Origin of the sequence: Pilosibacter fragilis, from assembly GCF_032490495.1 — a bacterium.
Lineage (GTDB): Bacteria > Bacillota > Clostridia > Lachnospirales > Lachnospiraceae > Pilosibacter > Pilosibacter fragilis.
Window position 1 is genome coordinate 132,433 of the sequence record NZ_JAVYJB010000005.1, and the last position, 12,491, is coordinate 144,923.

Below are 12,491 nucleotides of genomic sequence, written 5' to 3' on the forward strand. Positions count from 1 at the left end.
GAGTGTGCCGGAAAGTGCGGTGCTGCCCGGAAAACTGAAAATGTGAGACGTAAGTGGCCGATGGAGAGAACGACCGATAGGGCAGAAGGCGGATATATCAGGCAGATTTGAAATGGAACGTGAACATAAAGGGTGAAAAAAGAATGGGTTTAGGCTACAAAAACAACATAAATGCGGCAGTGACCGCCGTTTCCAATACATTTATTGACGAATACATGGGGACAGCCAGCGGAGAATATGTAAAGGTGTACTTATATCTTCTGCGCCACGCCGGGGAAAGCGTGGAGATCCCGGATATCGCGGACGCTTTGAACCACACAGAGGCAGATGTCCGCCGTGCCCTGGCATACTGGGAGCGCGCCGGTGTGCTTGCACCGGAGAAAGAGGAAACGGTGGTGAGTGAATCTGCGGTTACGAGAGAAAACATGACAGACACCGGATACATGGCACCGGAATCACGGAGAAATTACGGGGATACTGATGTGGAGGGAAGAATGCCGGAAGAGACTATGGCGGACAACGGAAAACAGCCGCAGAGCAGCGACCGCGGCATGGCGAAGCAGCAATCCGGAACCCCGGATATCCCGGACGCCGGCAACAGCTACGACCGCATGAAGCGTCTGTCGGCAGATGAAGAATTCTCTGCTCTCCTCTACGCGGTCCAACAGTACCTCGGAAAGACGTTCAGCGCCATCGAGTGCGAGAAATTCGCCTATTTCTATGACGTTCTCCACATGTCCTGCGAGCTTCTGGAATACCTGGCGGAATACTGCGCTGAGGGCGGCCACACCAGCATCCGTTACATAGAAAAAGTGGCGCTGAACTGGTATCAGGCCGGGATCCATACCCGCGACGAGGCGAGAGAGCACTCCACGAGATACTCAAAAGACACCTCCGCTGTCATGAAAGCCTTCGGCATCATGGGCCGGAACGCCGGAACCGCGGAGCAGGAGTTTATGCGCCGCTGGTTCAAGGAGTTCGGCTTCGACGCTGCGATCGTCACGGAGGCATGCAACAGGACGCTCACAGCCACGGGAGCGGCGAGCTTCCCATATGCCGACAAGATCCTCACAGGCTGGAAGGAAAACGGCGTGCGGACCTTACAGGACGTTGAGACCTTAGATAAACGCCGTCAGGAGAAACAGGCGAAGAAATCCGGCACGGCATCGAGACAGACCCGGAACACATCGACAAACCGGTTCAACAACTTTGAACAGCGGTCCTACAATTACGATGATTATGTCTGGGAAGACATAAAGAACAGAAAATAACGGCCAGCCGGTCCGCACATTGATGCATGGACCGTAAGAGTTATTGTGTACGGGGGAATAAGTTCTCTGAATGGAACCTCGTAAAAAATGCAGGATAAAAGGAGGCAGTGCGGATGGCACTCAGTAATTCCCAGTACGACGCGATCATGCGTGTCTACAATCAGAGACAGTTTCAGGACAAGCGCGAGCAGGATAAGCGGATCGCGGAAGTGTACGAGAAAGTCCCACAGGTAGAGGCACTGTCCGATGAGATCGCGGCGACTATGGCTCAGGCGGCGAGAAAGATCCTCGCCGGTGATCGCGCGGCGGCGGATCAGTTGAAAAAAGACGCGGAATTTTTAAAAGAGCAGAAAGCGGTCTACTTAAAACAGAACGGATACCCAGCAAACTACCTGGAACTCCAGTATGTCTGCCCGGACTGTAAGGATACGGGATACGCGGACGGAAAAAAATGCCACTGCTTCAAGCACATGGAGATTGAGATCCTGTATGACCAGTCGAATATCCGCGAAGTTCTGGAACGGGAGAATTTCGACACACTTTCCATGGCATACTATGACAGAGATCATGTGGACGAAAAGACAGGGATGACTGTCTACGACTATATGTCCAAGGTGATCAGGGAATGTAGGGAATATGTGGAAAAATTCAAAAATGAGAAAGGAAGCATCCTGTTTACCGGAAATACTGGCTGCGGAAAGACATTTCTGAGCAACTGCATCGCGCGGGAGCTGATCCGAAGATATTTTTCTGTGGTCTATCTCACGGCAACGGATATGTTCGACATTCTGGCAGGAAGCCGTTTCAATGGAGGCGATGACGATGAGGCGAAGGACCGGGCATCCTATATTCTGGATTGTGACCTCCTGATCATCGACGATCTCGGAACAGAATTGATCAATACATTCACGGCATCCCAGATGTTTTACTGCGTCAATGAGCGGCTAAATCGAAATAAGGGAACGATCATCTCCACAAACCTGACACTTGGCGAGCTTCAGGACGCGTTCACGGAGCGCGTGACCTCAAGGATCATGAGCCGGTATAAGATCATACCACTGATCGGGGATGACATCCGTCTCGTGCGCAGAGGATTTATGCGCAGAGGATAATAAAACGTGCCGGGATGGCCGGAGAAAAAAGGAAAATCCTGTCGGAGACGGCCGGAAATCCGGTTGACGGGGCGGGTGGATGGTGTTATAAATGAAATGTATGTACGCTGCAAAAATGGGGAACCGGGTAAATGCCGTGAAGAACAGGCTGACCGGAGAGCAGCGGATAAAAATATCAAATAATGAGTAGAAAAAACAGGGAGGAACAGGAATGCTGTACGAAGAAAAGCAGATTGAGACAATACCGGTTGGACCATTAGGTCTGATTCCGCTGAAAAGCTGTGAGGATCTGGGTAAGAAGGTAGATGCCTGGCTGGTCGAGTGGAGAAAAGAAAGAGAGAGTGAGCACAAGACCACGATCGCTTTTGCTGGATACCAGAGAGATTCCTATATTATCGGCGCAAAGACTCCGCGTTTCGGCTCTGGTGAGGCAAAGGGAGAGCTGACAGAGTCTGTCCGCGGTGATGACCTCTATATTATGGTAGATGTCTGCAATTATAATATGACATACACGATGAACGGCTTAAAGAACCACATGTCTCCGGATGACCACTATCAGGACTTAAAGCGCGTGATCGCAGCCGTAGGCGGAAAGGGCAGAAGGATCAATGTGATCATGCCGTTCCTCTATGAGAGCCGCCAGCACAAGAGAACGGGTCGTGAGTCCTTAGACTGCGCGATGGCGCTCCGCGAGCTCGTCGACATGGGCGTTGAGAACATCATTACGTTCGATGCGCATGATCCGCGCGTCCAGAATGCGATCCCGTTAAAGGGCTTTGAGACGGTACAGCCGATCTACCAGTTTATCAAATACCTGTTAAAGAACGAGAAGGAGCTTGAGATCGACAGTGACCACATGATGGTCATCAGCCCGGATGAAGGCGGTATGGGACGCGCAGTCTTCTTCGCAAATGTTCTCGGACTGGATCTCGGTATGTTCTACAAGAGACGTGATTACACAAAGATCATCAACGGCCGCAACCCGATCGTTGCCCATGAGTTCCTCGGCGCAAGCGTGGAGGGCAAGGATGTGATCATCGTTGATGATATGATCTCCTCCGGCGAGAGCATGCTCGACACCGCAAAAGAGTTAAAGAGAATGAAGGCAAGAAAGGTCTTCATCTGCACGACATTCGGTCTCTTTACAGGCGGATTAAAGAAATTTGATGAGTACTACGAGAATGGCATCATCGACCGCGTCCTGACGACGAACCTTGTTTACCAGACACCGGAGCTGCTCTCAAAACCGTACTATATCAATGTTGACATGAGTAAGTACATTGCTCTTATCATCGACAACTTGAACCACGACGCATCCTTGAGCGATCTCTTAAACCCGACAGGAAGGATCAACCGCCTGTTGGCGAAGTACCGCGCCGGGGAGAGATAAGAATATTGGCAGTGAACGAACCGCAGTGAATTAGAAATTATGTGACCATATAAGAATGCCTGTCCTTTACCGGAAATTTTCCGGAGAAGGACAGGCACTTCTTTATTTCTGGGACTCTTGTGAAAGATTCAGCTTTCATCATAGTGACATTGCGATGAGATATGGTACTCTTTGATCCTATATTGCAGGCAGCGCCTTGAGATGCCAGGATATTCGGCTGTTTTGGCCCGATAACCGGAACAGTATTGGAAACAGGAGATGCTGAAAATCCCCTGGAAAATGAAGTGGGAAAAACTGCCAGGGGAAAAAACATTAGACTAATTCACGAATCACCCGTGCTACGAGTGTACGGGAAAGAAGGACTGGTTTTTGGGTCAGAGCCTGGATGCGCTCCTTCATTTCGATGGTGTATCCGATGCAGTCTAAAAGGATCAGATCTGTATCGGCGGGGATCTCCTTTGCGGCTGCAAAAACAGCGAGAGGATCACCGTATGGGGATACAGAGGTCACGTGGAGAGAGTCACAGCAGTCTTTCCATTTTCCGGGCATCTGTGCCTCCTGTTCCTTTGTAGGAATGATGACAGACAGATTTTTCACGCCGATGGCCGGGATCAGTCCCTTTAAGATATGGTCAGGGAAGATCAGGGGGACATTGGAGCGAAATTCAGCCGGAAATTCTCCGGTGCAGAGGAAAAGAATCAGGGAAACACCCTGCTGTTCGAGATCGTCAATGCAAAGCTGCAGGCGGGGAAGAATGTAGGATTCTCCGAATGTCGCTGAGGTTCCGTCTGTAAGTCTCGACACAAGGACATTTTCACCGGGACGCGGAACAAACTTTGCGATCTCTTCCTTTGAAAGTCCGTCCAGAGCTCCTGCCTGAATGATCTCAACCGAGTCTCCGAGGATGGGCTGGATCTCAGGAATCAGGTCAACTCTGGGAGACTGGCCGACAGTAATCGCGCCGATTTTTTTCATAGTGATACCCCTTTCAGAATCATTGGTTTGAGGGCTGTCAGTGACAGTCCACATGTACATGCTACCTTTGTTCAGATATCATCAATATATCACATCTGCAGCCTCAAAGCCAGATAAACATTGTGCTTCCCACCGATCAATCCACATTTTTCGTATATTTCTGTCTCTTCCGAACGAACGTTGAAGGTGTCATTCCGAGGCTCTCTGCGGCCTCACGGACGTTTCCGTACTTTTCGTAGGCATGGAAGGAATGAACCCGGCATCCTGTGAGGGGGGCAGAGTCGTTCTCAGCTGGAGGCGACGACGACGTTCCTCGAGAAGAGGGCGCATGGGGAGTTTGTGAGAAAATAGAGAAAACCCTACCGAATTGAAAATGAAGAAACCTCCGGGAATAGCAAAAATGCGGTGACCGGAGGGTTTCTTATGACTTGCGTTACTGTTTACGCCTTGCGCAAACAGTAACTGATTTTGCCGATGCTTCGCATTCCAAATCGGCAAAATCCACTACCACCACTGTACTGTACGGAATTTTCAGTTCAGAAAATTCCTACCCGTGTACAGTAACTGACTTGCCGCTTATTCGGTGGTGTATGTCAGGAGGTAAAACAAATTTAAAAGAAATTTAGGATTTTCCTCTGTCAGGATGTGGTATGATATTGGCACAGAAAGGCTGATGTGCGTGACCAATGTGTGCGTCAGCAGTCTGATTGATAAGATATAAGAAATATGCTATAATGAAATGCGGCTTGCAGAGAGGAGACAGCTATGAAAAAGACGTATTTGTACATGACAGCAGTAGCAATGAGCGCAGCTTTGGCGGCCGGATGCCAGAAGGCAGAACCGGTGGAGACAACTGCGGCAGCAGAGACAGTGGCTGAGTCAACTGGGACAGGGACGGCAGAGAGTGAGTCTTCTGAAACCGGTGGAACAGCGGCGCAGGACGATGAGAGGCTTGCGGATTATCACCTGCTTCAGGGAATCGTGACGGGGACGAATGACGAAAAAGGAACGTTTACGCTCAAAGCAGATGACGGTGGGGAATATGTGATCACGACCGGGAATATCGGTGACGTGGAGACCGAGATCGCGGATGACAGTCTTGTTGTGATTGGATATATCGGTGTCGAGATCCATGACAATATGGATCTGGAGAAAGTCAATATGGTGATCGCGGCACCGGGAGATGATGACTGGACGATCGCATACGCAGAGGGAACGACGACGGCCAATGCGATGAGCACGTTTATGATGGTGACAGCAGATGGAACTGAGATGGGCTTCATGAAGGATGGCTGTCCGATGGATGAGGATGCTCTGGGCGGAGACAGCGGAGCGAAGATTGGCGTTGTATATATGGATTCCGAGGATGTAAGTTTCCCGCTGGAGATCAAGAAATTGCAGTAAAAAATATAAATATGGGAATTTTTCCCGGAAAATAGCTGGCTATAACGGTCTTCAGTTTAGCTGTCCGGGAATAGCAAAGTTTTTGAGAATTATAATATATCAAGAAAGAAAATGGGGTTTAAAAATGGCAGATTTATTTCACCGTGTAAGTATTCGTAAATTTAAAGCTGAGGCTGTATCAAATGAAGATATCGGCTATATTCTGGAGGCAGCGATGGCAGCACCGTCCGCGAAGAATCAGCAGCCGTGGGAGTTTTATGTAGTAGAAAACCATGAAGTCTTAAAACAGCTCGGAGAGTCCAGCCCGTTTTCCGCCCCGGCAGGAAAAGCACCGGTGGCGATCGTGACCGCATACCGTGAGGAGTGCGATCTGCCGGAATTTGCACAGATCGATATGAGCATCATGATGGAAAACCTGTGGCTTGCAGCGGATGAGATCGGACTTGGCGGCGTATGGCTCGGCGTAGCTCCGAGAGAGGACCGGATGAAGGATGTAGAGAAGATCGTCGGAATCCCGGCGGGACAGCGGGCCTTCGGCATCTTTGCTCTCGGTTACCCGGATGAGGAGCGGACCCAGCAGGATCGGTTCGATCAGAGCAGGATCCATTATGTGAAATAGGATAGAAGAAGGAAAGAGACAGTGTGGAGAGATCCGTACTGTCTCTTTTGCTCATGTCAGAAAGAAAATGCCGGCGAGATGCTCAGATGATAAGTGGAAATGTAACCCATGCTACACTGTAGCAATTCATATAGAAAATAAAACCGGATTCCGATATCATGAAGGAAAAGAAAGAGACCGGGAGGAATGATCATGAAGAAAATTTTTGATTATGTCGATCAGAATTTTGATCGCATGATGGAGGAAATGAAGGAATTTTGTTCCCACCGCAGCGTAGCAGGGGATAAGACCGGATTGGAAGAGACAAGAAACTGGATTGACAAGAAGCTAAGTGCAGTGGGAATTCCGCACGAATTTCAGAAAGTGGAGAATGGAAATGATCTGATCTCAGCTTCTGTTTCCGGAGAAGATGGAGATAAACATCCGTCTCTGTTATTCTATAATCACTACGATGTCGTGGAAGAGGGAAAACATGAGTTGTGGTCCAACGAGCCGTTTGGACCGGTGATCCGTGACGGTGTCCTCTATGGGAGAGGTGTGTCGGATAATAAAGGTCCTCTTCTCTCAAGAATTCAGGCGGTGGAAGCGATTCTTGCAGTGGAGGGGAAGCTGCCGATCAATGTAAAATTCCTGTTTGAGGGCGATGAGGAGACGAGCAGCCCGTCTTTATCAAAGTTTTCCAGAGAACAATCAGAAAAGTTTAAAGAATTATCGAAAGCAGACGTCTGCCTGTGGGAAAATGGGCGCCGCGATGAAGAAGGAAGACCATGGGCGAGATTCGGCGTCAGGGGAAGTGTGAGCTTTGAACTGTCGGTAGAAACTGCGAAAAAAGATGTTCATGCCAGAATGGGGACATATGTTCCAAGTGCATCCTGGCGGCTTGTATGGGCGCTTGCAAGTCTGAAAAGTGCGGATGAGAGGATCACGATTGAAGGATTCTATGATGATGTCCTTCCGGTGACGAAAAAGGATGAAGAGATATTAAATGCATTCCCATATAATGAAAAGAGCCAGTTGGAAAAACTGGGACTGACCTCATTCCTGCGGGGAAGCAGTGGGCTGGAACTGAAAAAGCAGATCTATATGGAGCCATCCATGTCAGTCTGCGGTCTGGAAGCCGGTGAGCTTTACAATGGAGCCAGAGGAATCGTGCCGCACAAAGCATACGCGCGGATCGGATTTTATCTGGTTGCGAACCAGTCTCCGGATAAGGTGGAAGAACAGCTGCGGGAACATCTGAAAAAGCATGGTTTTGGAGATGTAAAAGTCGTACGCAGAGGCGGAAATACTCCGGTCCGTACCAGCGTGGATATTCCGTTAAAGGAATGGCTGGAACATTCCGCGGCGGAAGTTTATGACAAACCGATGGTGATCGAGCCGACAGCGCTTGGCGGTGGCCCGGCAATCTATTTCCACCGTGCATGGCCGGATATGCCGATCGTTGGCGTAGGACCAGGAAATACAAATGCAAACCATCATGCACCGAATGAAAATATGAAGCTGGATGACTACAAGGCATCCATAAAACATATGATCGCGCTGATGTATGAGATGGAGAAACAAGATAGAGAATAAGAAATAAAAGAACAGATCTGGTATTTACACATAATACCAGATCTGTTTTACTTTAGATATCAAAGGTGGGATCACGATCAATCCGTAATATGGATGCTGTTGAGTTCCACCCGTTTATTAATGACACGGAGAAAGTCTTCGCGGGCCAGTTCACTGATCAGGCGGCTCACCGTCACACGGTTTGTTCCTATAATAGAGGCAATCTCCTGATGTGTGTAATAATGGCTCAACGGATACCAGGTGCGGTCTTTGCTGGATGCCGGATCGGACAGGAGAACAAAGAAATTTTTCAAACGTTCTTTCACGCATTCGAGAGTTACACTTTCAAGTTCCCGCTGTAAGAATGCCCGCTTATTGCTCAGACTGCGGATGATGGCATCGCGAAACACCTTTTTTTCAATCAGAATATCATATGCATTGGCATCAATTTTATATAAAACAAGATCAGTCAGCGCAGAGGTATAACGCTCTGCGATCGAAAACATTTTTTTATTTGCAAACAGACTTTCCGTAAGAAACCATCCGGCACTGAGAATGTAGGAAATCTTTTCCTGCCCGGTCAGCCCAAACATGGAGTGGGAGGTCGAGCCACTTGCAATATAAGTGATTTCTGTAAGCTTTTGACCGGGTTTAATATAGTAGGTATTAGCAGGCACCTCAATGCGGTACCCATATGTTTTTACGAGCTCGGAAAGCTCGTCGTTGATATATGGTTCGAAATTTACACAGTATTCTCGTTCCAAAGCCAAACACCTCCTTAAAATGCGGGGAATGCCGGGACTCCAGCTTAAAAATATGAAAGTGAAATACATCATACAGTTATGAAAAAGTTTATCATTATGCCTAAAAATTGTCAAGAAGTATAGCTTTATAGAGTAAAACAAGAAAAAATGTAACATTTATTACAATGTGACATTGTTTATAGCGAAATAGTAAGAAATTTTGCTATAGTTAAGCCACAAAAGAAAACCTGATCAGGCCCCTCGAGAAGTCAAGAAGAAAAGGAGTTGTATGTATGAGTCAGAAGAAAAAATTTCAAATTCCTCACGTATTTGTTATTCTGGTAATGATTGTCATTTTTGCAACAGCTATGACATATATCATCCCGGCAGGAGAATTTGCCAGAGTGAAGAATGAGGCAACAGGAAAAATGATCGTTGACGCGACCTCTTTCACATGGGTTGAACAATGTCCGGTAAGTTTCTTTAAAATTCCGAACTACATAGTGAAAGCATTGGCGGGCTCAAGTCTGATCTGGATGACGATCTTCAGCGCGGCTTCCATCGAAGTAATTCTTGCGACAGGCGCGTTCGACGCAGCAATCAATATTATGATCCACAAGTATAAAAGCAGTGAGAAGCTGCTGCTGATTGGAACAATCATCGTATTTGGTATTTACGGTATGCGCCAAAACCCGGTCAGTATGATTGGATTTATTCCGGTACTTGTCCTGTTCTGTCGTATGTGTGGATATGATGCGCTGGTTGCGGTGGCTATTGTTGTTCTTGCGGCAGGTGGCAGCCAGAGTATTGGACCGGTAGCTCCGGCAACAACAGCGATCGCGCAGGGATTCGCAGATCTCCCGATTTTCTCCGGAATCGGCTATCGTTTAGTGCTCTGCGCAGTGTTCCTTGCGCTGAATGCATACTTTATCGTTACGTATGCGATGAAGGTAAAGAAAGATCCGAAAAACAGTCTTGTATATGACTTAGAAGAAAATGCAAGAAAACAAGGACTGGATACAAGCGTAGATAAAAAAGCAACGATCACAGTACGTCAGATCCTTGTACTGATCGTATTTTTTGCAAGTGTCCTTGTTCAGGTCTACGGCGGCATCAAACTTGGCTGGGGCAATACGGAGACAGGAGTTGCGTTTGTATGGCTTGCAGTTGCCGGTGGAATTGTCGGCGGTATGATGCCAAGTGAGATTGCAAGACACTTTAGCAAAGGCGCAGCAAAGATGATGACAGCAGCTATCATGATTGGTATTGCGACAGCAATTTCCAGTGTACTTTCTGATGGAAAGATCATCGATACAATTGTACGCGCGATCGCGAATGTTCTGATGGCATGCCCGGCATTTATCCAGGGACCGATGATGTTTATCGCGAATGTTCTGATCAACGTATTTATTCCGTCCGGTTCCGGACAGGCTGCTGCCGTTATGCCGCTTATGGTTCCGGTTGCAGACCTGATCGGAATGACAAGACAGACCGTTGTTCTTGCGTTCAACTTTGGTGACGGACTTGGAAACTATATCATTCCAATGTCCTCAGCGCTGATGGCAAACCTTATGGCAGCAGGTGTATCCTATGGCACATGGATGAAATTCATGAAGAAAGTATTTGCAAGCTGGGTCGTTCTTGCATGCATTGCAATGATCGTAGCACAGATGATCCATTATGGACCGTTCTAATAGGCATCGGAGGTTAAGATGAGACAATTAAGGGAAAGTCTTCTTGAAGAATTAAACAGTAAAAATATGCTGGAGACGATTGGAACATTCAATCATCTATTCCGTTATAGCGGAACAGCAGAGGGAGAGGCAGCGGTTTCTTATCTGGAAGAAAAGCTTTCGGAGTATGGAATTCCGTTTGAGCATTGTGAGTATGATGGCTTTTTCAGCCTCCCGGTGCGGGCATTCGCGAAAGTTGACGGAGTGGAATATCCGTTAGTCGGAGATGTTTACAGTGCAGAAGCAGACAGCCTTCAGGGAACGTTGTATTATGACTCTCTCAGCGAGGAAAAAGGACTCACAAAGAATCAGGAAAAAGATCGTTTTGAGTCATTTCGCGACAAAATCGTTCTGACGTGGGAATCCAAGGGCGTTTTTGTGAGAAGGGCAATGGAGGCAGGAGCCAAAGCAGTACTGCATATCTGTGCAACAAAAGGTGACTATATTCATCACAGCAATATTGGGATGATATGGGGAACACCGGATTTTGATGAGGCTGCGTATATGAAATTCCTTCCGTCAGCGGGAATCAGACGTGCGGACGGAGAAGCGCTGATCGAAAAGATGGCAGCAGGAGAAATGGATGCTGAAGTCACGATTGAAATGGAGACAAAGATCCGCAGAAGTTCCATGGTGGCTGTTGATATCAAGGGAAAGAGTGACAGTTTTGTGCTTGTTTCCGGTCACTACGACTCCTGGTACGAGGGAATTACAGATAACGCGGTCAGCGATGCGATCCTTTTAGAGTATGCGAGAGTGCTTTATGCACATCGGTCGGAATTAAAGCGTGGAGTACGGATCGCATGGTGGTCCGGTCATTCAGATGGAAGATTCTCCGGATCCACATGGTATTGTGACAGCCATTACGCAGATCTCAGAAAGAACTGTGTGGCGCATGTGAATCTGGATCTGACCGGGTGCAAAAACTCAGAGCAGATCGTAGCACGGACAGCAGGTTCTGAGGGCATTTCCTATACAGCAGACCTAATCGAAAAGTACACGGGAAAGAGACCCGATGTGTATATTCCGATGATCCGTGGAGCAGATCAGTCTTTCTGGGGGGCCTATGTGCCGATCACGATCATGTTAAAATATGAACCGCTTCCGGAAAAACGCCTGTCAGACTGCCCAAGCGGCGGACCATGGTGGCATACCCCGAAAGATACGATCGATAAACTCGACGAGAAGATCATGATGCGTGATGCGAAGATCAACATGGAAATGCTGGATGATATTCAGAGCGCAAAGATGATTCCTGTAAATATTCCAGTCTTTTTAGAAGATTTGGATGGCAGATTAAAGAAGACATTGTCCGGATTGGCACCGGAGTTTGACACGACGGAGATCTGCGCTGAATGGAACAGAACGAAAGAGGCGTTGGAAAAGGCGGCCGAGCGCGCGGAAAGTATGGAGGACAGTGATCTCTTTCTGAAGGAGACAGTGGGAAAGCTGCTCCATATCGTTTACTGCAGAAAAGCACCGTATCTGCATGATTATGGTGATGGATTTGGGATCTTTGGAGCGATTGGACGCTGCAAGGGAATCACAAAGGATAATACGCCGTTAGATGTTTATGTAATGGCGGGAAGCGAGTATCTGCGAATGAAGAACCGGCTTTGCATGGGACTTAGGGAGATTCAGGAACAGGCAGAGCGGATCTGACAGCAGGTATGATAAAAAGACACTGAAT

The 12,491-nt window shown here is 48.0% G+C and carries 11 protein-coding genes; 8 read left to right on the forward strand and 3 right to left on the reverse strand.

Going from position 1 to position 12,491, the window contains the following annotated elements; translation table 11 throughout:
• The first annotated feature begins 143 nt into the window (after positions 1 to 143).
• The 3 genes from ABCW45_RS06365 to ABCW45_RS06375 all read left to right on the forward strand — a co-directional run bounded on the left by ABCW45_RS06365 (position 144) and on the right by ABCW45_RS06375 (position 3,773).
• Positions 144 to 1,271 carry a DnaD domain protein gene (locus ABCW45_RS06365; RefSeq protein ID WP_117515034.1) on the forward strand — a complete coding sequence of 376 codons (1,128 nt, stop codon included), beginning with the start codon at positions 144 to 146 and terminating at the stop codon, positions 1,269 to 1,271.
• 113 nt (positions 1,272 to 1,384) lie between these two features.
• Positions 1,385 to 2,383: an ATP-binding protein gene (locus tag ABCW45_RS06370; protein ID WP_117515022.1), complete on the forward strand. Its 999-nt coding sequence runs from the start codon at positions 1,385 to 1,387 to the stop codon at positions 2,381 to 2,383.
• 211 nt (positions 2,384 to 2,594) lie between these two features.
• Entirely contained in the window at positions 2,595 to 3,773 is a 1,179-nt protein-coding gene (locus tag ABCW45_RS06375; RefSeq protein ID WP_015552943.1) for a ribose-phosphate pyrophosphokinase, read from the forward strand.
• A 312-nt stretch (positions 3,774 to 4,085) separates the two neighbouring features.
• Here ABCW45_RS06375 and ABCW45_RS06380 read toward each other — a convergent pair whose 3' ends face one another.
• Together ABCW45_RS06380 and ABCW45_RS06385 are read right to left on the reverse strand one after the other, a co-directional pair.
• Positions 4,086 to 4,748 (reverse strand): AroM family protein, encoded by a 663-nt coding sequence (locus ABCW45_RS06380; RefSeq protein WP_117468963.1) that lies wholly within the window; start codon positions 4,746 to 4,748, stop codon positions 4,086 to 4,088.
• 136 nt (positions 4,749 to 4,884) lie between these two features.
• Positions 4,885 to 5,097, reverse strand: a complete 213-nt coding sequence (locus ABCW45_RS06385; protein ID WP_343220535.1) for a helix-turn-helix domain-containing protein — start codon at positions 5,095 to 5,097, stop codon at positions 4,885 to 4,887.
• A 416-nt stretch (positions 5,098 to 5,513) separates the two neighbouring features.
• On the opposite strand from ABCW45_RS06385, the gene ABCW45_RS06390 reads away from it, so the two are divergent.
• The 3 genes from ABCW45_RS06390 (at position 5,514) to ABCW45_RS06400 (ending at position 8,346) form a co-directional block, all read left to right on the forward strand.
• A complete protein-coding gene (locus ABCW45_RS06390; RefSeq protein ID WP_343220497.1) occupies positions 5,514 to 6,152 on the forward strand; it encodes a hypothetical protein in 639 nt (212 codons plus the stop codon).
• 124 nt (positions 6,153 to 6,276) lie between these two features.
• Positions 6,277 to 6,771, forward strand: a complete 495-nt coding sequence (locus ABCW45_RS06395; protein ID WP_343220498.1) for a nitroreductase family protein — start codon at positions 6,277 to 6,279, stop codon at positions 6,769 to 6,771.
• Between the two features lie 192 nt (positions 6,772 to 6,963).
• On the forward strand, positions 6,964 to 8,346 hold the full coding sequence (locus ABCW45_RS06400) for a M20/M25/M40 family metallo-hydrolase (protein WP_343220499.1): 1,383 nt from the start codon (positions 6,964 to 6,966) through the stop codon (positions 8,344 to 8,346).
• 77 nt (positions 8,347 to 8,423) lie between these two features.
• On the opposite strand, the gene ABCW45_RS06405 is transcribed toward ABCW45_RS06400, so the two are convergent.
• Positions 8,424 to 9,089, reverse strand: a complete 666-nt coding sequence (locus ABCW45_RS06405; protein ID WP_181967959.1) for a Crp/Fnr family transcriptional regulator — start codon at positions 9,087 to 9,089, stop codon at positions 8,424 to 8,426.
• Positions 9,090 to 9,361: 272 nt separating this feature from the next.
• On the opposite strand from ABCW45_RS06405, the gene ABCW45_RS06410 reads away from it, so the two are divergent.
• Positions 9,362 to 10,762 (forward strand): YfcC family protein, encoded by a 1,401-nt coding sequence (locus tag ABCW45_RS06410; protein WP_343220500.1) that lies wholly within the window; start codon positions 9,362 to 9,364, stop codon positions 10,760 to 10,762.
• Between the two features lie 18 nt (positions 10,763 to 10,780).
• Positions 10,781 to 12,463 (forward strand): M28 family peptidase, encoded by a 1,683-nt coding sequence (locus ABCW45_RS06415; RefSeq protein ID WP_117551886.1) that lies wholly within the window; start codon positions 10,781 to 10,783, stop codon positions 12,461 to 12,463.
• Positions 12,464 to 12,491 lie beyond the last annotated feature (28 nt).